General features: G+C 44.8%; 8 protein-coding genes. 7 read left to right on the top strand and 1 reads right to left on the bottom strand.

The window, feature by feature from the left end; genetic code table 11:
• Positions 1-92: 92 nt before the first annotated feature.
• From ssb1 to siiF, 7 genes are all read left to right on the top strand, one after another.
• Positions 93-623, top strand: a complete 531-nt coding sequence (gene ssb1, locus J4728_RS11005) for a single-stranded DNA-binding protein SSB1 (protein WP_000168322.1) — start codon at positions 93-95, stop codon at positions 621-623.
• A 1,249-nt stretch (positions 624-1,872) separates the two neighbouring features.
• Complete coding sequence (siiA, locus tag J4728_RS11000; protein ID WP_000389232.1) at positions 1,873-2,505, top strand: SPI-4 type I secretion system auxiliary protein SiiA; 633 nt, start codon at positions 1,873-1,875, stop codon at positions 2,503-2,505.
• Positions 2,502-3,890, top strand: a complete 1,389-nt coding sequence (locus tag J4728_RS10995; RefSeq protein WP_208211750.1) for a MotA/TolQ/ExbB proton channel family protein — start codon at positions 2,502-2,504, stop codon at positions 3,888-3,890. The genes siiA and J4728_RS10995 overlap by 4 nt, the downstream gene beginning before the upstream one ends.
• On the top strand, positions 3,880-5,199 hold the full coding sequence (gene siiC / locus J4728_RS10990) for an SPI-4 type I secretion system protein SiiC (protein WP_001670706.1): 1,320 nt from the start codon (positions 3,880-3,882) through the stop codon (positions 5,197-5,199). Before J4728_RS10995 ends, siiC begins: the two co-directional genes overlap by 11 nt.
• Entirely contained in the window at positions 5,196-6,473 is a 1,278-nt protein-coding gene (siiD, locus tag J4728_RS10985; RefSeq protein WP_001081935.1) for an SPI-4 type I secretion system protein SiiD, read from the top strand. The genes siiC and siiD overlap by 4 nt, the downstream gene beginning before the upstream one ends.
• Positions 6,474-6,489: 16 nt before the next feature.
• Entirely contained in the window at positions 6,490-23,169 is a 16,680-nt protein-coding gene (gene siiE, locus J4728_RS10980; RefSeq protein WP_208211748.1) for a non-fimbrial adhesin SiiE, read from the top strand.
• Positions 23,170-23,208: 39 nt separating this feature from the next.
• Positions 23,209-25,275, top strand: a complete 2,067-nt coding sequence (gene siiF, locus J4728_RS10975; protein ID WP_000358566.1) for an SPI-4 type I secretion system protein SiiF — start codon at positions 23,209-23,211, stop codon at positions 25,273-25,275.
• A gap of 277 nt (positions 25,276-25,552) precedes the next feature.
• On the opposite strand, the gene J4728_RS10970 is transcribed toward siiF, so the two are convergent.
• Positions 25,553-25,834: a YjcB family protein gene (locus J4728_RS10970; RefSeq protein WP_000719058.1), complete on the bottom strand. Its 282-nt coding sequence runs from the start codon at positions 25,832-25,834 to the stop codon at positions 25,553-25,555.
• Positions 25,835-26,338: the final 504 nt, after the last annotated feature.

Below are 26,338 nucleotides of genomic sequence, written 5' to 3'. Positions count from 1 at the left end.
TGGAACCTGCATCGCAGCTATTAAAATGCTACGTGGAAATGGTACACTCACGCGTTTACACTATTTATGAAACGTATTCAGGAGACTCAATTATGGCCAGCAGAGGCGTAAACAAGGTGATTCTCGTTGGTAATCTGGGCCAGGACCCGGAAGTACGCTATATGCCGAGTGGCGGCGCTGTCGCCAACTTAACGCTGGCTACTTCTGAATCCTGGCGCGATAAGCAGACCGGCGAAATGAAAGAGCAGACTGAATGGCACCGGGTGGTGATGTTCGGCAAACTGGCGGAAGTGGCCGGCGAATATCTGCGTAAAGGTTCTCAGGTGTATATCGAAGGTCAATTGCGTACCCGCAAGTGGACCGATCAGAGTGGCCAGGAACGCTATACGACTGAAATTAACGTTCCGCAGATCGGCGGCGTGATGCAGATGCTGGGTGGTCGCCAGGGCGGCGGCGCACCGGCAGGCGGTCAGCAGCAGGGTGGTTGGGGTCAGCCGCAACAACCTCAGCAGCCGCAGGGCGGCAACCAGTTCAGCGGCGGCGCGCAGTCGCGTCCACAGCAATCCGCGCCAGCGCCGTCTAACGAACCGCCAATGGATTTTGACGACGACATTCCGTTCTGATTTTTGGTAAAAAACTCAAAGCGTTATTTGCATTTTCGCTATAGCTCTCGTCTGCTGAAATGCCTGGTGTAAACCAGGCATTTTCTTACCTGGTATTATTGTCTTAGGGCCTATCCCACCAGGCGTTATTGGCGCAGCCAGTTTGGACACGGACAGCGTGCAAAAACCGGAGCGTACACGTAGTACGTGAGGTTTGACTCGCTACGCTCGCCCTTCGGGCCGCCGCAAGCGGCGTTCAAAACGCTAACGCGTTTTGGCGAGCACTGCCCAGGACCAAAATGGCAAGTAAAATAGCCCTAATGGGATAGGCTCTTAGTATCCCTTTCAAAAAAGAGAAGCGCATATCTCACGGAAAAATGTCGCTTATCGCCTCTGGCCGACTCGCCTCGGCACATCATTATCCAGCCGAAGTTCATAAATGTACTGCAATAACCCGGATTGTCTTAAATATGAAAGAGAAAACTCATCTGCAAAATATATAATTTATAGCCATTTTTTGACAACAAAAAGATATTATAAAATAACGTTAGAGAATGGTCGGTATTATCAATGGTTAATTAAATGTTTGCTTTAGCTTGTGATGAGCTCAAATATGATATGTGCATCTTGCTTTATTTTTAATTGCTGAAGATAAAGTTGTTACTTATAGCTGGCTTTATATAAAAAATGGTTTTATTTGTGTGTGTTTTTACGCAATTCTGATTTTTTACTCCCCACTTATTATATTGTTAATGATTTAAGTTATATTGAAGTCCCTATGACCCTATGTTTTAATTGTGAAAATTAATTTTATCCTCTGGAGGCAAATTTATTAAATACGTATGGTTATAACGCGTATTAAAAAGAAATATGTCCTTAAAATGATTTAGAGTTTCAATGATTAGCTAACAAATCTATTTATCGGCGGGTGGTTTTAATTTGCTGATGACTATTTTTTATTTATGAGTTGAGAGCTTATGCGATACCTATTATTGGGGAAGATATAGTTAGTGCAATAATTGATGTCTACCTAATTAAAAAAATGAAGAGTGTTTTTAATTAAAGCACTCATCTTTGTTGTGGGCGCATAAAAATGGCGTCGTTGTTTTTATTTTTCTGATTACGAGATGTAAGAAAACTGAAATCTATAAAGCGTATTGGTAGCAGTAAGCCAAGGGCGGTAGCGTTCACTTTCTGAATAAGTTGAGCATCCTTTATCCTTTCTAATCCACAAAAACATTTTATTCACAATGTAATATCAGGAGACAACATGGAAGACGAAAGTAATCCGTGGCCTAGTTTTGTTGATACATTCTCTACGGTATTGTGTATTTTTATATTTCTGATGTTGGTGTTTGCACTTAATAATATGATTATTATGTATGACAACTCAATTAAAGTTTATAAAGCAAATATAGAGAATAAGACTAAATCTACTGCTCAAAATAGCGGAGCCAATGACGATTCAAATCCTAATGAAATAGTTAATAAGGAAGTGAATACTCAAGATGTGTCGGACGGAATGACTACAATGTCAGGTAAGGAGGTTGGAGTATACGATATCGCCGATGGTCAGAAAACTGATATAACGTCTACAAAAAATGAGCTTGTTATTACGTATCATGGCAGGCTGAGAAGCTTTTCAGAAGAGGATACTCATAAAATAAAGGCTTGGTTAGAAGACAAAACTAATAGTAATTTATTGATAGAAATGGTTATTCCTCAGGCAGACATCTCTTTCTCTGACTCTTTACGACTGGGATATGAACGGGGAATTATTTTAATGAAAGAGATTAAGAAAATATATCCTGATGTAGTTATTGACATGAGTGTTAACTCCGCAGCATCAAGTACAACGAGTAAAGCTATTATCACGACTATTAATAAAAAGGTGTCAGAGTGAAATATATAAATCATTACCGCTATTTGTTTATCTGTTTTTTCCTTGCCATACTCCCTTTTTTCGCTTTATCTTTTCCCGGTATAAGAGAGTATGTTTTTGATAACTTCATGGTTTCTGCAATTTACAATGGAGTCATTATTGCCATTTATATTACAGGTTCTTTGTGTGCATTATTCACTATTCTTAAAAATATTTCAGCAAAAGACATATTAATAGCTCAGGACGCCAGTAGAAAAAATAGCATTCTTTCTAACCTCAATCAGGTTTTGTTTGCCGGGGAACCCAAACAGTGTGATTTCAATTTGCTGATGGAATTAGATGACAATGTGTCTACCGCCCGTAATCAACGATTGTCATTTATTATGAGCTGTAGCAATGTGTCGACGCTTGTTGGCCTGTTGGGGACGTTTGCGGGTCTGTCTATTACGATTGGTTCAATCGGGAACTTATTGAGCTCGCCATCAGATGTTGGCGGTGATAATGCAAGTAATACACTCAATATGATCGTGACAATGGTAGCGTCGCTTTCTGAACCATTGAAAGGGATGAATACCGCATTTGTATCTTCTATCTATGGTGTTGTTTGCGCCATACTCCTGACCTCACAAAGTGTTTTTGTTCGCAGCTCCTATTCCCTTGTTTCTACGGAAATCAAAAAATTAAAAATCATAAGCAACAGATCCAATAATAAACAACGAAGCCTGCGGGTTGAATCAGAGACGCTTGTAGAATTTAAAGAGTTGTTTAAAGCGTTTTTTGATAACTATCTGTCAGTTGAAAATTTACGGACGCAGGATGAAGAAAAGAAACGAGAGATGCTATCAGATAGCTTTGTCACTTTGCAAAACCGACTATTGGATAACTCAGCAAAACTAGAGCAACTTTCTACGCTGATTGATGGTTATCTGGTAAGCAGTAACGAAAATCTCAAAAAATTATCTGACGGTGTAATAACAATTACCTCGCGTTTATCTGAAGGTAATATCCTGCTTGCTGATAATAATGCACGACTGGAGGCAATGAGTACAATACAAAATATTATAGATAAAAAGAATGATTCAATAATGGCATCAGTTGATAAATGCTATCAGGAATCTCTTTCACATGGTAAGACCATAAACGATATTGCCGCTGGCAGTGCCGATATTACTCATACTCTCGATGGGCTGAGAAAAGAAATGGATGAGGATATGAATAATGTTCATTTAGCGCTATCCGATCTATCGGCTACTGATAAAAAGATTATTGCCAATACTAAAGAGATTAGTGCTGAAATGGTTAGCTACCGTGATACCTATATGCCATTAATGGAAAAAATAACAACTATGCATCAGGAAATAGTAAAGCAACTTTTGTTAAACAAGGAGGAAAAAAATGAAGATTAAGATGTTTTTTCTGACGACTGCTTTTATTACACAAAGCACATACGCCAGCGAGCTTCCGGTCATTCCTCTAAGAGATTTAGTTAATGCCGCATTAACGCATCAGCCCTCTGTTGCTGTTTCATATTATGAGACTGAAAAGAAAAACAGTGACTTAGATCTTTCACGGGCAGCACTTTATCCTACCCTGGATCTAACATCTGGCCTTAATAATAACAGGAAAGAGTCATCAGGTACCGAGAGGAACGTTGAAAATAAGGTGTCTTTATCATACCGAATAACGGATTTTGGAGTGAGGGGGGCTAATATCAGGAAATCTGAATATGAAAGAGATAATAGTAAAACTGACTATGAAAAAACAAAGAATATAGTGTCTCAGGAGGTTGTGACAACCTATTACAACATCAGTAAATATCGTGAAATGATTGATGGCGTAAATCTGGAGAAAGAGTTTTATAAAAAGATGCTGGAAACTTTTTCGTTGCTGGTATCTTCCGGTGTAGCGATGCAATCTGATATGCGTAAAGTACAAGTATCTATCGATGCATTAAATACCAGAAGCATTATGTATCAGTCGATGTTGGATGATGAAATGTATAAAATGCAGAATATGACTGGTCTGAATTTATCACCAGATCAGATTCAAAGCGATGAAAAATTCAACCTCTTCAAAAAATATATCTTTGTCGAAAGCCCTGAAAAACTTATGGACATGGTGATGAAATACAACGATGACTATAAGATGCTTGTCAATACCCGAAAAGCCGCGACCGAAGATATTAATGCCGCAAAATCATCCTATTTTCCGACTGTAGATCTTGTTTCCAGCTATGTACAGAATAACCCGAGCGGTAGTGCCAAAAAAAGTGATTATGAAGATGAATTTAAAACGGGTATCAATGTCAGTTTCAACATTTTTAATGGGTTCAGAAATTCAGCCCAGGAAAGAAAAATGGTGGCAAGTTACTCGCAGGCTAAGCTGCAAATTGACGATTTTTTGATTAAAACGCGTTATAACATTGATTCACAACTTTCAAGATACGCCGCTGCAAAAGAGACTTACTCAGTGGCGGAACGTTCACATACAAACGCGTTACAGCTTACTGAATTATATGAGCAGGAGTTTCAGTTAGGGCAAAAAAGTTTGCTTGATTTAATTTCAAGCCGTAATGAAGCATTTCAGGCATATGTAAGCATGATCGACAGCAAATATAGCCTGTATATTTTAAAGCTACAGCAACTCTCATTGATTTTTCATTTAATGGATTATTTAAAAGGAAATACTGAAAGTGAGTTAAATGTAATGAAATGAATAGAAGACAAAGCGATCATCTCATGATGATAATTATTTCTTTGACGATCTTAATTATTATCCTTACCTACTTTATAGAAATTAATTCAGTGGTTCATGGTCAGGGCGTTATCACTACTAAAGATAATGCTCAGTTAATATCTCTTTCTAAAGGAGGGACGATACAAGATATTTATGTAGCCGAGGGTGATACTGTAAAAAAAGGAGAACTCCTTGCAAAGGTCGTTAACCTTGATCTGCAAAAAGAATATCAAAGGTATAGAACTCAAAAAGGGTATCTGGATAAAGATGTTAACGAAATATCTTTCATTCTTGATAAAGAAAATGAGAGTGGGTTGATTACCCTGGATGGCACCCGTTCTTTAAGCAATAAAGAGGTAAAAGCGAATATTGAATTAGTGCATAGTCAGATAAGAGCTAAAGAGTTAAAAAAAACCTCTCTTGATTCTGAGATTAGCGGATTACAAGAGAAGCTGAGTTCGAAAGAAAAAGAACTCGCATTGCTTGCCGAAGAAATAAATATTCTTTCCCCACTGGTAAAAAAAGGAATTAGCCCATATACCAATTTTCTTAACAAGAAACAGGCGTATATAAAAGTTAAGTCTGAAATTAATGATATTGAAAGTAGCATCACTTTAAAAAAAGATGATATTGAGTTGGTTGTTAATGATATTGAGGCGCTTAATAATGAATTGCGACTATCTTTATCTAAAATAATATCTAAAAATCTTCAGGAACTTGAGGTTGTTAACTCTACATTAAAAGTAATAGAGAAGCAGATAAATGAGGAGGATATCTATTCACCGGTTGACGGTGTAATTTATAAAATCAATAAAAGTGCCACTACTCATGGTGGTGTGATTCAGGCGGCGGACTTACTTTTTGAAATAAAACCAAAAGTAAGGACTATGCTGGCCGATGTGAAAATATTACCCAAATACCGTGACCAAATATATGTAGATGAAGCCGTTAAACTGGATGTGCAGTCAATTATCCAACCAAAGATAAAATCGTATAATGCGACTATCGATAATATTAGCCCTGATTCCTATGAGGAAAATACCGGAGGAACAATTCAGCGTTATTATAAAGTAATTATTGCATTCGATGTTAATGAAGATGATTTACGGTGGTTAAAACCAGGTATGACTGTTGACGCCAGTGTAATTACCGGAAAACACAGCATTATGGAATACCTGTTATCTCCCTTGATGAAAGGCGTGGACAAAGCCTTTTCAGAACCAGTTAATACTAAACGATTAGATACACCTTGAGAGTGAATATAATATTATGGGAAATAAAAGCATACAAAAGTTTTTTGCCGATCAAAATTCTGTAATTGATTTATCTTCTTTGGGTAATGCCAAAGGCGCAAAAGTTTCTCTTTCCGGGCCAGACATGAACATTACCACGCCGCGTGGTTCAGTGATCATTGTCAATGGCGCCCTTTATTCAAGTATCAAAGGCAATAACCTCGCTGTTAAATTTAAAGATAAGACTATTACCGGCGCTAAAATTCTGGGCAGCGTAGATTTAAAAGATATTCAACTGGAGAGAATTGACAGCTCATTGGTTGATTCTGCTCAGGTAGAAAAGAAAGGTAATGGCAAACGACGAAATAAGAAGGAAGAAGAGGAATTAAAAAAGCAGCTTGACGATGCTGAAAACGCAAAGAAAGAAGCTGATAAGGCGAAGGAAGAAGCAGAGAAAGCTAAGGAGGCAGCAGAAAAAGCGCTCAATGAAGCGTTTGAAGTACAGAACTCGTCAAAGCAAATTGAAGAAATGCTGCAGAACTTTTTGGCTGACAATGTAGCAAAAGACAATTTGGCTCAGCAAAGCGATGCTTCCCAGCAAAATACACAGGCTAAAGCAACGCAGGCTTCTAAACAGAACGATGCTGAAAAAGTTCTTCCTCAACCTATTAATAAAAATACCAGTACTGGCAAAAGTAATAGCAGTAAAAATGAGGAAAATAAGCTCGATGCCGAGTCTGTTAAAGAGCCGCTTAAAGTCACATTAGCGCTTGCGGCCGAGAGTAACAGCGGTAGCAAAGATGATAGTATAACTAATTTTACCAAACCTCAGTTTGTAGGTAGCACTGCTCCCAATGCCACGGTCATTATTAAAATTAATGGTATTGCTGTCGGTCAGGCTGTAGCGGATAGTTTGGGTAACTTCACCTTCACTGCGCCTGAAACATTGACTGATGGAACATATAATCTGGAGGCAGAGGCCAAGACTGCTGATGGGAGCGGTAGCGCCAAACTTGTCATTACTATCGATTCCGTTACCGATAAACCAACATTTGAACTTTCGCCTGAAAGTAGTGTGTCCGGTCATAAGGGCTTAACGCCGACCTTGACGCCTTCAATTGTTGGTACGGCGGAAGAGAATGCTAAGGTTGACATTTATGTAGATAATAAACTGGTTGCCAGCGTTGATGTCGATAAAGATGGAAACTGGAGTTATGAATTTAAGGATAATGAATTATCTGAGGGCGAAAATAGTATAAAAGTCGTTGCTGTAGATAAAGCAGGTAATAAAAACGAAACGACGGATAGTATCATAACCGACACCATTCCTCCGGAAAAGCCGACGATTGAGCTGGATGATAGTAGTGATTCCGGCATTAAAAATGACAACATTACAAATAGCACCCTGCCAACATTTATTGGTGTGGCGGAACCCGGTTCTACAGTCTCTATTTATCTTGGACTTAAGCATCTTGGTGAGGTCATTGTTGCTAAAGATGGGACATGGAGCTATACGCTTACTACGCCGCTCAAGGATGGCGAATACAATATAACAGCAACAGCTACTGATATTGCCGGGCATACCTCAGCGACGGCAAATCTGCCTTTTACTATTGATACACGTATCAGCTATTTCAGCGCTGAGATTGAAACGACGAATGATAGCGGTATTGTCGGAGATAACGTTACTAACAATACTCGCCCAACCTTTACAGGTAAAACTGAGCCAAATGCTATTATCAGTGTCATAAATAGTGAGACTGGCGAAGAGGTTATTTTTAAAGCGAATGACAAGGGCGAATGGACGTTCAATTTCACTTCCGACTCAGTGGAAGGGATTAACAATCTTACGTTCACTGTTGAAGATGTCGCTGGCAACAAAAAGGATTTTTCCTTTAGTTACGTTATTGATACTATTGCCCCTGTACCTCCGACGGTTTCTTTGGAGGATTATGTTGTTTTGCCGAATGGTATAATTTTATCAGGGAATGATTTACCGGCTTTAGTCGGTACGGCAGAGCCAAAGTCTACCATCTTATTGATGCGAGATGGTAAATTATATGACAGCATTGAGGTTGATTCAAACGGGACCTGGAATTATCAGTTTAGTAATAAATTTCTTCAGGGCGCCTATGATATTGAAATCATTTCTCAGGATGCCGCCGGCAATAAATCCTCTACTGTTAAATATTCTTTTACTATTCAAACTGAAGTTGTACCTCCAAAAGCGGAACTCGATGCCAGTGATGATTCCGGTGCAAAAGGCGACTGGATTACCAATAAACATAATGCTCTGACATTACTGGGAACAGCGGATAGGTTTGCTACCGTAAATATCCTTATTGATGGTAAAACGATAGGCGTGACGACTGCGGATGCAGACGGTAACTGGAATTTTGATATTTCCCGAAATCTGTCTGACAATGTTTATAAGATTACGGTTGAATCCATCGATCCTTTAGGAAGAACGTCATCTGTAGATTATCAGCTTACCATTGATAGCTTTACGCCGATCCCTACTGTTATGTTGCATGATAGCGCTGACTCTGGCGTTAAAGGCGATATGATTACTAAAATTAATACGCCGTTGTTTACCGGGATGGCTGAAGCTAATGCTAAGGTTTCCATCTATGTTGACGGTGTGTTAAGTGGTGAGGCTATTGCTGGCGATGATGGTGTATGGAATTTTCAATTTACCACAGCGTTATCCGATGGCTCGCATGACGTAACGGTAAAAGTAGAAGATATTGCCGGTAATACTGCCTCCTCATCAGCGTATAATTTCCAAATCGTAACGCAAACGCAAAAACCAACAATAGAGTTGGTCAACGATACGGGGGTTGATAATACAGACCATATTATTAATGAAAAGAATCCTGCACTGACAGGAACCGCTGCACCCTATTCAACGGTTAAACTCTATATTGATGGTGCACTGATCGCTGAGGTCAGAACAAATAAAGATGGCAGATGGGAGTATACCCTGAAAGCCGATCAAGGTTTGGTTGATGGCGATCATAGAATAACCGCTTCAGTTGAAGATATCGCTGGCAACATTGCTCATTCGGATCCTTTCTTAATTAGCGTCGATACTGCTATTTCAATACCGATAGTTTCATTGAGCCCGGATTCAGATTCGGGAATTGCAGATGATAATTTAACGAATATCGTTAAACCTACCTTGCACCTAAAAGATATTGATCCGGACATTATCAGTGTTCAGGTATGGGATGCCGCGTCTGATACGCAGATCGGTGTTGCCACGCAACAACCTGATGGTTCATGGGCCTATACCTTTACTTCAGATTTAACGGAAGGCTTGCATCAGGTTTATGTCAAGGTTGAGGACATTGCGGGTAATAAAGCGAACAGCGCGGTATTCGATTTTACTATCGATACCACAGTATCAACGCCGGTGATTTCCCTGCTTTCTAAGGATGATACGGGGGTTACAGGCGATAACCTGACCAATATCAATAAGCCAGGTTTTGCTATTTCCGGTGTTGATGCTGATGCGCATCGGGTCGTCGTACAGGTGATGCACAATGGCGTGAGCGAAGAGATCGAACTTTCCCACCTCAATGGTAGTTGGTTATTTATACCAGGGAATACGTGGGCGGATGGCAGCTACACGTTAACGGTGAAAGTAGAAGATAAGGCAGGAAATACCAACTACTCAGCGCCGCTGACGGTCGTTATCGATACCCAAATCGCCATTGATGGGGTGGAACTGGTCAACGATAGCGGCGTGAAAGGCGATAATATGACCAACGACGACCGTCCCCACTTTCGTGTGACGGTACCTACGGATGTCAATGAAGTCCGTCTGAGCATTGACGGTGGTAATTCGTGGGTTCAGGCAACTCCGGGCGTGGCAGGAAGCTGGGAGTATATCTGGCCGACAGACCTGGCAGATGGTCAATACACGCTAACGGTGGAAGCGACTGATAAAGCAGGCAATACAGTGACGAAGACCATCGATTTCGCGGTGGATACCACGCTGTCAGTGCCGGTCATCGTACTGGATAGCGCGGACGACACCGGCATCCAGGGCGATAACATGACGAATAGCACCCAGCCGACATTTGCCCTGCAGCATATTGATGATGATGCCGTTCGCGTTACGGTCAGCGTGGAGCATGGCGGCGTCACCACCACATTTGACGCCACGAAAGGCACAGGCGGATGGAGCTTTACGCCGACAGGGGCGTGGGCGGATGGTGATTATACCCTGAGTGTGTCAGTCGAAGATAAAGCGGGGAACACCAGCCATTCTGCATCGTTGACGGTGACGGTGGACACGCAAATCGCCATTAATAACATTGAACTGGTCAATGACAGCGGTATTCCCAACGATAATCTGACTAATAACGTGCGTCCGCACTTCCAGGTGACGGTACCGACGGATGTCAACGTGGTGCGCCTGAGCATTGACGGCGGCAAGACGTGGTTCAACGCTACCCAGAGCGCGACGCCGGGCGCCTGGGATTATATCTGGCCGGATGATGTGGCCGACGGAGGCTATACCCTGACGGTAGAGGCGACCGACAAGGCGGGAAACAAGACGACGCAGGAACTTGATTTCACCATCGATACCACTCTGTCTGTGCCGACCCTCTCGCTGGACAGCGCAGATGACAGCGGCATCGCGGGCGATAATATCACCAATGTTAAAACGCCGGGCTTTACCCTCAACAATATTGATACCGATGTCAGCCGGGTGATAGTGGAGGTAATGCACAATGGCATTAAACAGGAGGTGCCACTGGTTCAGACCGGCGGACAGTGGCGCTTTGCGCCGACCAGCGACTGGGCGGACGGCGACTATATCCTGACGGTGAAGGTAGAAGATAGGGCCGGAAATGTGAAGCAGTCCGCGCCGTTGACGGTGACAGTAGACACGCATATCGCCATTGACCGTATTGAACTGGTTAACGACAGCGGTATCCCCGGCGATAATCTGACCAATGAAGCGCGCCCGCACTTTCAGGTGACAGTACCGGCGGATGTTAACGGTGTAAGACTGAGTATTGATGGCGGCAAAACGTGGTTTGACGCCACGCAGAGCGCGACGTCGGGCGTCTGGGATTACACCTGGCTGACGAATGTGGCTAACGGCCCTCACACCCTGATGGTGGAAGCGTCCGACAAGGCGGGAAACAAAACGACGCAGAAACTGGACTTCACCATCGATACCATTCTGTCAGAACCGACGATTACCCTGGACAGCGCGGATGATAGCGCCGCTGGCGATAACATCACCAACGTTAAGATGCCAGGCTTTACCCTCGGTAATATCGACGCCGACGTGACCAAAGTGGTGGTGACGGTGGCGCATGATGGTAAGAACCAACAGATAGAGTTGATTAAGAACGGCGGTGTGTGGCGCTTTACGCCGGGCGCAGCCTGGACCGATGGCGACTATACGCTGACGGTAAAGGTAGAAGATAAGGCGGGTAATACAAATTATTCTGCGCCGCTGACGGTGACTATCGATACGCAAACGTCTATTGATCGCATTGAACTTCTTAATGACACGGGTATTGTCGGGGATAACCTGACCAATGAAGCACGTCCACAGTTTCATATTACGGTACCGACGGACGTGAACTCTGTGCAACTGAGTCTTGATGGCGGCATCAACTGGGTTAACGCAACGCTGACGTCTGACGGCGTTTGGGAGTATATATGGCCGACAGATCTGGTCGAAAATACGTATACCCTGACAGTGAAAGCAACCGATGTTGCAGGCAACACGGCGACGGAAACGCTCAATTTTATCATTGATACCACATTGTCGACACCGACCATCACGCTGGATAGCGCAGATGATAGCGGCACCGCCAACGATAATAAGACTAACGTTAAAACGCCGGGTTTTATTATCGGCGGTATTGATTCTGACGTGACTCAGGTCGTCGTGCAGGTGATGCGCGATGGTCACAGCGAGGAGGTGGAGCTGACGCAGACTAACGGGCAGTGGCGTTTTGTACCCGGCAGCGCGTGGACTGATGGCGACTATACGCTGACGGTAACGGTGAAAGATGAGGCGGGTAATATTCGCCACTCAGCGCCGTTGACGGTCACCATCGATACGCAAATCACCATTGACCATATTGAACTGGTCAATGACAGCGGTATTCCCGACGATAATCTGACTAATAATGTGCGTCCGCACTTCCAGGTGACGGTACCGACGGATGTCAACGTGGTGCGCCTGAGCATTGACGGCGGTAAGACGTGGTTCAACGCTACCCAGAGCGCGACGCCGGGCGTCTGGGATTATACCTGGCTGGCTGATGTGGGAGAGGGTAAGCATACCCTGACAGTGGAGGCGACCGACAAGGCGGGAAACAAAACGACGCAGCAACTGGACTTCATCATCGATACCCTACTGTCAGAACCGACTATCGTGCTGGACAGCACGGACGACAGCGGAACAAAAGGCGATCACCTGACCAACGTAAATAAGCCGACGTTTTTACTGGGCAATATTGACGCAGACGCGCGGTATGTCACGGTTGAGGTACAGCATGGCGGCACGAAAGAGGTGCTGACGGCCACCAAAGACGCGACCGGCAACTGGAGCGTGACACCGACCGGCACATGGGCAGATGGCGACTATACGCTGACAGTGAGGGTGGAAGATGAGGCGGGGAACGAAAAACACTCAGCGTCGCTGACGGTCACTGTTGATACCCAAATCACCATTGATGTTATTGAACTGGTTAATGATAACGGTATTCCCGGCGACAATATGACTAACGACGCCCATCCGCAGTTCCGCGTGACGGTACCGGGGGACGTTAACGAAGTCAGTCTGAGCATTGACGGTGGCGTGACCTGGGTTAAGGCGACACAGAGCGCGACGCCGGGCGTCTGGAATTATACCTGGCCGGGCACCGTGCCGGATGGCGACTATACGCTGAATGTGAAAGCGACTGACAATGCGGGTAATACGGTGACGGAGACACTCCACTTCACTATTGATACCACGCTGTCGACGCCGGTCATCGTACTGGATAGCGCGGACGACACCGGCATCCAGGGCGATAACATGACCAATCGCACCCAGCCGACATTTAACCTGCAACATATTGATGATGATGCCGTTCGCGTTACGGTCAGCGTAGAGCATGGCGGCGTCACCACCACATTTGACGCCACGAAAGGCGTAGGCGGATGGACCTTTACGCCGCCGACATCATGGGGAGCGGGCGATTATACCCTGAGTGTGTCAGTCGAAGATAAAGCGGGGAACACCAGCCATTCTGCATCGCTGACGGTGACGGTGGACACGCAAATCGCCATTAATAACATTGAACTGGTCAATGACAGCGGTATTCCCGACGATAATCTGACTAATAACGTGCGTCCGCACTTCCAGGTGAAGGTACCGACGGATGTTAACGAGGTACGCCTGAGCATTGACGGCGGCAAGACGTGGTTCAACGCGACCCAGAGCGCGACGCCGGGCGTCTGGGATTATACCTGGCTGGCTGATGTGGGAGAGGGGAAGCATACCCTGACAGTGGAGGCGACCGACAAGGCGGGAAACCAGACGACGCAGAAACTGGACTTCATCATCGATACCCTACTGTCAGAACCGACTATCGTGCTGGACAGCACGGACGACAGCGGAACAAAAGGCGATAACCTGACCAACGCGAATAAGCCGACGTTTATACTGGGCAATATTGACGCAGACGCGCGGTATGTCACGGTTGAGGTGCAGCATGGCAGCACGAAAGAAGTGCTGACGGCCACCAAAGGCGCGACCGGCATCTGGAGCGTGACACCGACCGGCACATGGGCAGATGGCGACTATACGCTGACGGTGAGGGTGGAGGATGATGCGGGGAACGTAAAATACTCAGCGCCGCTGACGGTCACGGTCGATACCCAAATCACCATTGATGTTATTGAACTGGTTAATGATAACGGTATTCCCGGCGACAACCTGACCAATGACGTTCGTCCACACTTCCGCGTCACGGTGCCAGGGGATGTCAACGAGGTACGTCTGAGTATCGACGGCGGTAATACGTGGGTTCGTGCAACACAGGGCACGGCAGGGATCTGGGATTACACCTGGCCGAAAGATGTGACCGACGGGCTACATACCCTGACGGTAGAAGCGACCGATAAGGCGGGAAATAAGACGACGCAGACGCTCGATTTTACCATTGATACCCGGCTGTCAACGCCTACCATCGCTATGGATAGCAGGGACGATACAGGTGCCATTGGCGATCATATTACGAGCGTCAAAAGACCGGGCTTTACTATTGGCAATATTGACGCCGATGCGCACTCGGTCATTTTGCGGATCACACAGGGCGGCAATAGCCAGGAAGTGACACTAACCCAGGTTGGAGGACAGTGGCGCTTTACGCCAGATGCTGACTGGGCGGACGGTAGCTATACGCTGACGGTAGAGGTAACGGATAACGCAGGAAACGTTCGTCAGTCCACGCCGCTGGTGGTGACGGTGGACACGCAAACCAGCATTACTGATATTACATTGGTCAATGATCATGGCGTGCCTGATGACAATCTAACTAATAGCACCCGTCCGCAGTTTGAGATCACGGTGCCGGCGGATGTGAATTCTGTGCAACTGAGCATTGATGGGGGCGCAAACTGGGTGAGCGCGACGCAGGGTATCGAAGGCGTCTGGGGCTATACCTGGCCAACGGATATGGGCGATGGAAAACACACCCTAACCGTCATGGTCACCGACAGAGCGGGCAATACGGCGACGCAAACGCTTGAATTTTTCATCGACACCCGGTTGTCGACGCCGACCATTGCGCTGGATAGCACGGATGATACCGGTACGCCTGGCGATGATATGACCAATCGCACCCGACCGACCTTTATTCTGCAGAATATCGATTCGGATGTTATCAACGTTACAGTCAGCGTCACGCATAATGGAACGACAACCTCGTTTACTGCGACACAGGGGGCTGGAGGATGGAGCTTTACACCGCCAGCGCCGTGGGGCGACGGTGATTATACGCTGACGGTGACAGTGGAGGATCGGGCGGGAAATACGCGTCCGTCTACGCCGCTGACGGTGACAGTGGATACGCAAATAGCCATTGATCGTATTGAATTAGTCAACGATAGCGGCGTCCCTGGCGATAATGTGACAAAACATGTGCGTCCGCAGTTCCAGATCTCGGTACCGGATGATGTGGAAAAGGTTCTTCTGAGTATTGACGGCGGCACGACCTGGGTTACTGCAATCAAGAGTTCGACGGCTGGCATTTGGGATTACACCTGGCCGACGGATATGCCAGAGGGACAGCATACCCTGACCGTGGAAGTGACTGACGGTGCGGGTAATAAGATGACGGAGACGCTCAATTTCACTATCGATATCACGTTGTTAACGCCAACCATTGAGCTAGCGCCCGATCAGGATACCGGACAGAATAAGAACGATAATCTGACCAGCGTCACTCAGCCGGTATTTGTGTTGGGGAGTATCGATAAAGATGTTCGACACGTGGAATTGAGTATTGAGCATAACGGCACGTTTAAAACGGTGGTACTCACCGAATCAGCCGACGGCTGGCGCTATCGACCGGATTCTGCTTTGGCGGACGGTAGCTACACATTCACCGTGACGGTAACAGATGTGGCAGGCAACCAGCAAACATCCGCGCCTTTAAAGGTGACGATAGACGGTACGTTGACTACGCCGGTGATTGAACTGGCAGCTGGCGAAGATAGCGGTACTGTTGGCGATCGCCTCACCAATCACGATCGGCCTGTGTTCGACATACATCAGGTTGATTCTGACGTTACGCGCGTGATGGTCAAAGTAACTTACAACGGTAAAACGCACGAGGAAGCGGCGGTATTCACCAATGGTCAATGGCGCTTTACGCCTTCTGCGAGCTGGGCTGATGGCTCATATCAGTTAGCCGTTGTGGTGGAAGATCTGGCGGGGAATGTAAAAGAGTCTGCGCCGTTTGAGGTGCGTATTGATACCACGACAACCATTAACAATATCGTATTGCTTAATGATACCGGCGTGCAGAATGATCAATTAACGAATGTTGCCAAACCGTCATTCAGAATTGACGTTCCCGGTGATGTCGTCCAGGTACGCGTAACCCTGGATGGTGGCGCTAACTGGAATGTGATACGCAAAAATGCCGACGGACAGTGGATTTTTGACAGCCCGAATACTCTGGTTGACGGCACATATACCCTTCGCGTAGAGGCCACGGATGAGGCAGGTAATATTGCGAATAAAGATTTAGTATTTAATATCGATACTAATATACAGGTTCCTACTATTGCTTTAGACGCAGGACAAGATACCGGAGCGAATACCGCCGATAATATTACTAATATTTCACGACCCACCTTTACGATTGGTAATGTTGACCCCGATGTTATCAAAGTCGTGGTGACGATTGATGGTCATGATTATAACGCGACTAAGGTTGGGGCTGGTTGGCAATTTACACCAGGCAATGCCATTCCGGATGGTTCTTATAATATTACCGTTACGGTTGAAGATAAGGCCGGAAATACCGCGACATCGAAACCATTACCTGTTGTGATAGATACGACGGCTGAAATTGAAAGCGTCACGTTGGTTACAGATAGCGGTGATAGCGATGTAGATAACATTACCAAAGTCGACAAGCCGCAGTTTAGTATTGTTACCGCTGATGATATTACCCATGTGCGCGTTAAAATCGATAACGCCGCTAATTGGATTGAACTCACAAAAGGAGGGGATGGCCGCTGGATATTTAATGTCGGTTCGGCATTACCTGATGGGCAACACACTCTCTTGGTTGATGTGACTGATATCGCCGGCAACGTTGCGCAAGAAACGCTGCAGTTTACGATTGATACGACTCTGCGAGAGCCGACAATTGTACTCGATCCCACCCATGATACTGGTGATGATACTAATGATAATCTTACCAGGATTAACAAACCGGTGTTTATTATCGGTAATGTCGATAATGATGTATCACACATTGTGGTTCATATTGATGGTCGGGATTACACCATTGAAAACACAGGGGGGAATTTAACCTTTACGCCGGATCAACCGCTGTCTGACGGTCAGCATACGATCTCTGTTACCGTAACGGATATTGCTGGTAATACCAAAACATCGGCCGAACTGCGGATTGAAATCGACACGCAGGTTCAGATTGACAGTGTTACGTTAACAACAGATAGCGGCGTCAACGATCACGATAATGTCACCAATGCTACCCGTCCCTCTTTTGAAATTGCAACGCCTGATGATGTGACATCGGTGCTGGTTTCTTTCGATGGCGTAAACTGGACGCCCATCAGTAAAAATGCGGCCGGGCAGTGGGAATTTACTGCAGGTAGCGCATTGCCTGATGGTCATTATACTCTCCATGTCCAGGCGACGGATCGGGCAGGGAATACGGCAAATTCCACGCTGGGCTTCACCGTGGATACGCAGATTGACGGCCTGAGCGTCGTGATGCTGGACGACGCCGGAAAGGATTCTACGGATGGTATTACGAATATTACCTCTCCACGTTTTGAAATTTCAGCCAGAGAACCGCTGCAGAGCGTGACGGTAATTTTAAACGGGAAATCCAGCACACTGACTCAGGGGGCAGGTAATAAATGGCTGTTTACCCCTGATACACCGTTAGTGGATGGAACTTACAAAATAGAAATAGTGGCTGAAGATATCGCAGGTAATAAAATTAGCAAAGAGGTATCATTCACAATAGACACTATTGTTTCTGATCCCAGTATTGATTTGCTGGATGCGGATGATACTGGCGAAAGCGCTGTTGATAATATTACGAGTGTCACTACACCACGTTTCGTTATTGGCAATGTACCCGCCGATATTGATACTGTTGTAATCAGAATTAACGGCGTTTCTTATCCGGTTACGGCAAATGGCAATAACCTCTGGGAATTTCAGGTTCCCGTTGCGTTAAACGATGGCGTATATGAAGCCGTTGTTGTCTTCAGAGATATTGCCGGAAATACTTCTGAAACTACGCTGCCCTTTACCATTGATACCACGACAAGCGTCAGTGTCAGAATGGAGCCAGCGTCTGATACCGGAAATTCCAATAGCGATAACCTTACGAATAAGCAAAATCCCAAATTCGAAGGTACTGCAGAGCCCAATGCGAAACTGGTGATTACCATTGTTGACGATAAGTCAGGTCGGGAGGTTTTAAAACAAACGATTACGGTTGGCGCTGATGGCAACTGGAGTGTGACGCCGAATATACTGCCGGATGGCATGTATACCATCAACGTCGTCGCAACAGATGTCGCGGGAAATACTGCGCAAACGCAGGAAAGATTCACTATCGATACGGTTACGATCGATCCCACCATTCGCCTTTCGGATCCATCTATTGATGATCAGCATGAAGCAACCAGCCTGCGTCCTGAGTTCAAAGGGTTTGCCGAAGCGTTCTCGACGATTATGATTCAGTGGGATGGGAAAGTGGTCGGCTCGGCAAACGCCAATGCGAATGGCGAATGGAGTTGGACGCCGCCATCAGTATTAGCGCCAGGCTCCTATGTTGTGAGCATTGTTGCCAAAGATAAAGCGGGTAATGAATCGTCGCAGGTCGACTTTCCTGTCGTAATACCTGTTATTGATGTCACGCCTCCAACCATAAAGCTTAGCGAGGAGAGCGATAGTGGTGCCTTAGGAGACTTTACGACGAATAATAAAACGCCGACCCTGATTGGGAGCACGTTACCTAATACGATTGTGAGTATTTATGTGGATGGCGTGAAGGTCGGCGAGGCGACAGCGGATACAGCGGGTCGATATACTTTCCAGTTATCGGAAATGAAAGATGGCCATTATGTCGTCCAGGTGGGTATCGTCAACCCTCGCGATAATAGCGAACTGCGTTCTACCGCCGTTGATGTCACTATCGATACCGAGGTTGCTGAACTGGTATGGAATATATCTGGAATGCATGAGGGCGGATATATCAATACGGTGACGCCGGAGATTGGCGGCACCAGTGAGCCAAACAGCAAAATCACTATCTTTGTGAATGGCGTTGAAAAAGCGATTGCTTATACGACAGGCGCAGGACACTGGGGCGTAGTATTACCCGCTTTGGGTAATGACGGTAATTATGAATTAACGTTTAAAGTTGAAGACGTTGCCGGCAATATCAGAGAGTTTGGTCCGCAGAATGTAATACTGGATACAGTAATTTCGCCGTTAACCGTGGTATTACGCGAAGCTGATGACAGTGGCAAAGTTGGCGACTGGATCACCAATAAATCTCATGTCACCATCGATGGTACTGCCGAAGCCGGAAGTACTTTAACCATCAGGAATCCGCAGGGGGTGGTTATTGCTACCCTGGTGGTAGGCAATGATGGTCGATGGAGCGCAGAATTAGATCTGCGTGAAGGTAGTAATGCCTTTGTCGTGGTATCGGAAGATAAAGCGGGCAACAGCCAACAAAAAGAGATTCTGATAGAACATGATACGCAGATTGAAATCAGCGATATTTCATTAAGTCGGGATACTAATAGCGGTGATAAATATGATCTGATTACCAATAATAAGTCTCCGGTACTGGTTGCCATGACCGATCCCGGCGCGACGGTACAGGTTTATATTAATGGTGTGTTACAAGGCACAGTAGAGGCGAGTTCGTCAGGTAATATTAGCTATACCATGCCGGCAAATAGCGCCGACGGCGAGTATCAGGTGCAATTTGTTGCTACGGATACTGCTGGTAACCGGGTTGAGTCTGCGATTACAACCGTGACAATCGATTCTCAAATTGCTGTCTTTGACATTGATGAAGATTCATTACCGGCCCTCTCTAATAACCGGGCGTTGTCAGTCTCAGGTGTCGGGGAGGCAGGTTCTCAGGTCAGCATCTTTGTCGATGGTAAATTAGTCAACGTTGTTATGGTTGAGGCTGATGGCACATGGCGCGCGCCGATACTGCTGCAAGATGATGGTACGTTTAATATTCATTTCAGCATTACTGACGTTGCTGGCAACACTGAAGTGAGCAAGAATTACAGTGTGGATGTCGATTCATCAACCGACTTCCCAACGCTCAACCTTGAAGATGCAAGCAACTCTGGTTCACTTGACGATCTGATTACTAATCACAACAAGCCTGTGTTAGTTGGCACCGCAGAAGCGGGAGCCACAATCCATATTTATGTGGATGAAAAGATCGTGGCAAATGTGCTTGTGCTTGAAGATGGAACCTGGTCCTACCAGTTTGATAATGCGTTAAAAGATGGTGAATATTCTATCCGTGTGGTTGCCGAAGACCCGGCAGGTAATACGGCAGAATCGCCTCGCTTACTCGTCACGATAGATACCAGTACGTTTATCGATAATCCTGCTATGGTGGCAGGTTCTGATAACGGTATTTTCAGTAATGATAGTATAACGAGTCAGACCCGGCCTACGTTTAGTATTTTTGGAGAAATGAACCAGAGTGTTCAGATTTTCATTGATGGGGTGTTAGTCGATACGATCACGGTGACGGACAGAAATCAAGTTTATCGACCTGAGTTACCGTTGGGCGATGGTTCCCATAGCATTTATTATGTTATCACCGATAAAGCAGGCAACACGGCTACCTCGAAAACGCTAAACTTTACTATCGATACCTTAAATACGACGCCTGTCGCCATTGATTCTATCGGTGGACAAACGTTAGCAGAGATGACCGGTAGTGATGGCAAAATATATATAACGGACACGACGCGTAACTTATTGTTTAGTGGCAGTGCCGAGCCCAATAGCAAAATAGAAATCATCATTAATGGCTTAAATGTGGGGGAAGTTTGGGTTAATGACAAAGGCCACTGGCAGATGCCGGTGAACCCGCTTTATTTCACAGAAGGCCAACTTGATATCACTGTTAAATCTACGGACCGTGCTGGTAACGTCAATCAGGAAAAGTATTCCATTTGGGTCGATACGCATATCCAGGTATTTACCAGCGAGCTTGATGACAATAAATCATCATCGAAAACGGACTGGTGGAGTAATAGCTCCACTATTACCATGAGAGGTATGGGGGAAATTGGCGCTACGGTATCATTAATCGTGGCAGGGGTCACGTTGGCAACCGCTGTCGTTGCGGCTAATGGGCAGTGGGAATTATCGACCGATCAGCTTCCGGAAGGTAAATACGATATCACGTTGAGTATTGAGGATAACGCAGGCAACCGTAAGGAAGAGGTACATGAAATATTTATTGATCGAACGCCGCCAAACGCTCCGGTCGTAACGTATTCAGATATTGTCAACGATCTAATTATTATGCAGGGAACGGCGGAAGCCAAATCTCAGCTAATAATAACCGATAGTAATGGGAATACTTATACGTTAACCGTTCCTGATAATGGTAAATGGAGTATGGCGATCCCGTATCCATCGGAAGGGAAGTTTACCATTACGAGTGTGGATGCGATTGGTAACCGGAGTGATGATGTCCCTCTCGATATCATGAAAGAGGTTCCCGTTATTTCATTATCTCCAGACTCAGACAGTGGTACGGTGGGCGATAATATTACGCGAGATAAGCAACCTACCTTTATTATCGGGAATCTGGAAAGCGATGTTGTGGTCGTTCAGGTCGATATCAATGGGACCGTATATAATGCTGAAAAAAATGCCGATGGCGTTTGGTTCTTTACGCCAGGTACACCGTTAGCTGATGGTTCCTATACGATATCGGTAATCGCAAGCGATGCCGCGGGTAATCAGAAAAACTCGTTACCCATTACCGTTACGATCGACAGTACGCTGACCGTGCCGGAGATTGCGCTGGCAGCAGGTGAAGACAATGGCGCTTCAGACAGCGATAACGTGACGAATCACACCCAGCCTAAGTTCACGCTGCAGCATATTGATGCTGACGTGACCGGGGTGACCGTAAACGTGACGCATAACGGCGTGACAGACACTTACCAGGCGACGCAAGGCGCGGATGGCTGGACCTTCACGCCGCCAGCCGCCTGGAATGACGGTACCTACACGCTGAGCGTGACGGTGGTGGATCGCGCGGGGAACTCACAGCAATCTGCTTCGCTAGCGGTGACGGTTGACTCAACGGTGACGGTAACAGCGGATAGCCAGCATAACGATGCGAGCGATGACGCCACGGCAACAGCGGTTACTCCACCGGAGTCTGAAACAGTGAATGCCGAAAGCGCTACGCATCTTCGAACTGTGCCGTCTGCGGCGGAAGAAAGCGTGGTGAAGGAGACAGCCTATAGTATTACATTGTTAAACTCTGACTCTGGGGATGAAATAGATCGTTCAATTAGTCAGACACCTTCTTTTGAAATATCAGTACCTGAGAATATTGTTAATGTCAGTGTTATGTTTGAAGGAGAAGAGTTTACTCTGCCGATAACTAACCAGAAAGCAATATTCGAAGTTCCGCTATCTTTGGAAGATGGTGAATATACTATGGACGTGAAATTCATTGATAAGGACGATGATTTCCTGATTAAGGAAAAAACATTCTCAGTCGATCACTCCTCGGCGGATATTGTGAACGCAATGAATGCAAGAGGAAAGACCGAGGATGATATTAATGATTCCCCTTCCACGAGTTCTGTAGGGCACAACAATAACGGCGCTATTGATGTTTTCGCCGTTAATGAAGTTACGCTACCTGTAGATAATCAAGAAGAACACGCATAATAACGGAGGCCCCTCACCTTTGGGTGAGGGGGTTTACTTATGGATAAAAAACTAGAACCTTATTATTTAAGTGCGGAAACGGCATTATCTATAGTGTCTAAAAAATTCAACATAAAAATTGACATCAAAGAGGATGATATAAATTTAAGATTTAAAAAGTACGACAGAAATAACACTGACGACTCTATACAAATGAAGAATTTCTTTTTGTCGTTAGGGCTTTCTCTACAGGATATATTATTTAATAATGGTGAAGATTTACTAAATGAGCCTATGCCGATTTTACTATTAACGCCAGAAATGAAGTGGATGGTGTGTGTGAGCGGCGGGCAAAAAATAAAGTTGGTAAACGCGCGCGGTGAACTCTGTTATGTTGAAATTGAAGATGAATATTTAAAAGAGTTATCTGCATTTAGTATACTACCTTTAAATAAAGTTGTTGATAGTATAAGAGTAAAAAATATCATAAAAAACTCTTTATCGATGAACAAGATTTTTTATACTAAATACTTCTTTTCATCTCTTTTTATGGCAATTTTTGCGTTAACTATCCCAGTATTTAGTAATCTGTTCTATGATAAGCTTGTTCCAAGTGCTTCGGTTTCATCTTTATTTGGCGTGGCTATAATTGTTGCTGTATTTATTGTTTTTGAGTTTATCCTTCGTACTTCGAAAGATATTTATCAGTCTATCACAGCAAGGCAGGATGACGTCGATATTGATATCGCATTTCTTGAAGCGGTACTTTATAGTAAAAAGAAAAATGGCAGATCCATGTCATCAGCATTTGTGCTATGGAATGAGTTTCAGAAAATTAAACCCGTTTTATTAAACTCGATCTTTCAACGTATAGCCGATATTCCAATATTTATTATATTTCTCATTGTTATATATGTAAATTTAGGTCTGGTCGTTATTGTACCTATTACCATGTTTATCGTCTCTATTATTATTTCCCTCGTTAACCACCATTATACTAATGAGTTAATGAACAAACAAAAAGAAGGACAGAAGAACAGGAATATTTTTATCTCAGAAGTTTTCTTATCTATTAAAATGATCCATACCTTAAATAATCAAGGTTTACTTTTTGATTGGGTTAATACATCAAATGAACAGTCGTATCTTAACCTGAAGATAAGGAAATTAAATCTTATCTATCAATCTATATTGGGGAGTATGTCATCTATTACCCAAATAACTATTATGGTAATAGCCTTTTTTATGGTAATCAAGGGTGATGTTACTACTGGCGCAATTGTTTCATCTGTCATTGTCTCTGGTCGTATTTCCGGGATCATTTCGAATTTTTCTTCTACATTAATCTCTATTTTATCAGCAGAAAAAACCGGTAAGGATCTGCTTTCTTTTTTTGATGAAGATCAGGCAGAAAAAACACCGGCATTACAGTCAATATCAAAGTGCAATGGCGATATTTCTATTCGGGGTGTGAGTTATCAGTATGATGCTCAATCTCCGATGATTATTAACCGACTGTCTATAGACATACCTGCGGGGCAACGTGTCGCGGTGGTAGGCGAATGCGGAGCAGGAAAAAGCTCATTACTGGGAATGCTATCTGGCTACCTTTCGCCAACAGACGGTGCCATTTTATATGATGGATATAACTTAGGACATTTATCGCAGAACTTTTTTTCTCAGCATTTAAGCGTGGTGACGACACATGATGTTTTATTCACCGGAACCATTGAAAGTAATTTCGCGTTAAAACCGCAAAACGACAGGGGCCGGGTACTCAAGGCGCTTCAGCTGGCGAACTGTGGTTTTATCTTGCAACATCCTATGGGGCTGAAGTTTCCGGTGAATTTTATGGCTAAAAACCTGTCATCCGGACAGCAGCAGCAGTTATTATTAGCACGTAGTCTGAGTAGTGACGCCAGCGTCTTTTTATGGGATGAACCAACATCAAATCTGGATGAGAATACCGAGAAGCAAATTTTTGATAACTTAGATGAGTTTATTCATGGGAAAACGTTGATCATGGTGACGCATCGTCGATATCTGATAAAGTATTTTGACCGGGTCCTGGTAATGAAAGGTGGAAAAATAATCCGTGATTGTTCTCCGGATAAATTATTAATGTAAAATAAGCAGCGCTTGTCGCTGTTATCAGGTGGTACTGCTTAATAAAAAAGACCCGTTGCACAAACGGGTCTTTTTTGTCATTTAACGAGTCGGCAACGTCTTCAATAAGTTTAGCTCGATTCTGTTAGGGCTATTCCACTTGCCATTTTTGGATAACCACACCTGGCGGCCCTCATCAACGGCAATGCGAGGGACGTGATGGTGCGCAAGGCTACCCCTGGCGCGCGATTCCGCGTTGAGATAACCGGTGGGCGACTTCAGCGGCAGCGATAGCCTATCAGGTCAGCACCATCGGCCATTCTGGCGGGGTCTGACTCATCGTTTCGACCATTACGGCTTCAATGTTATGCCAGATTGCAGCGAGATCCATCATGGTAATACCGAGTAAACCGGTGGCAAACCAGCAGGCGGATACCACGCCCAGACCGCTACTGATCACCGCCAGACCAATATAATCTGATTTACGGAAACGGATATTGAGCGTGCTGGCTAAAAACATGAGCACGGCGCTCAGCAGTTGCCAACGGAGAAGAACGACACCAGTGGTTATGGCAGCCATGAAACATTTCCTCTGAATAGACCTTTGTCCAGGACAGCACGGCATTGTTCCCGGGAAACGTGGGACATTCTGGCTATCAACGGACGTCACATCAACATCGAATGAAACATTGTTTCTATTTCATTGTTTTTGTGAACTATATCACAAAAACAAGCTTGTTCGCCAGATCGGCAATGTATTTTTTGTGCGTTTTATAACCGTATTTTTTGTGTGACTTCTACGCGTCCGTAGAGAAACTGCCGGAAAGCAAAGATGTATTATTACTACTCTTTTATTTTTTTCGTGAAATTCAGACCTGATAAAAATATCAAGTTATTTATCAAAAGAAAGGAGTAAAGATGTATACCCCATCGTTTACTTGAGTATAAATCTGATATTGTCAAAAATATTTAGCGTCCTGCCAGGTATGCGAGAGAGATTGCGCGTAGTTATTAATGGTAAATGTTGATCGGTAAAAGTCTGTTGCTAATATTGATAAATTCATGCACCGTAAACCTCCGTTTG

The organism is Salmonella sp. 32070601201500089SM (genome assembly GCF_017573605.1).
Classification (GTDB): domain Bacteria; phylum Pseudomonadota; class Gammaproteobacteria; order Enterobacterales; family Enterobacteriaceae; genus Salmonella; species Salmonella enterica.
Note: the sequence above shows the minus strand (reverse complement) of the source record. Positions and strands in the feature narration are given on the sequence as shown.

Excerpts from the sequence above, each read along its gene's own strand:
- siiA (WP_000389232.1), top strand. The coding sequence starts at position 1,873 with ATGGAAGACGAAAGTAATCCGTGGCCTAGTTTTGTTGATACATTCTCT.
- siiE (WP_208211748.1), top strand. The coding sequence starts at position 6,490 with ATGGGAAATAAAAGCATACAAAAGTTTTTTGCCGATCAAAATTCTGTA.
- siiC (WP_001670706.1), top strand. The coding sequence starts at position 3,880 with ATGAAGATTAAGATGTTTTTTCTGACGACTGCTTTTATTACACAAAGC.
- ssb1 (WP_000168322.1), top strand. The coding sequence starts at position 93 with ATGGCCAGCAGAGGCGTAAACAAGGTGATTCTCGTTGGTAATCTGGGC.
- siiF (WP_000358566.1), top strand. The coding sequence starts at position 23,209 with ATGGATAAAAAACTAGAACCTTATTATTTAAGTGCGGAAACGGCATTA.
- siiD (WP_001081935.1), top strand. The coding sequence starts at position 5,196 with ATGAATAGAAGACAAAGCGATCATCTCATGATGATAATTATTTCTTTG.
- J4728_RS10970 (WP_000719058.1), bottom strand. The coding sequence starts at position 25,834 with ATGGCTGCCATAACCACTGGTGTCGTTCTTCTCCGTTGGCAACTGCTG.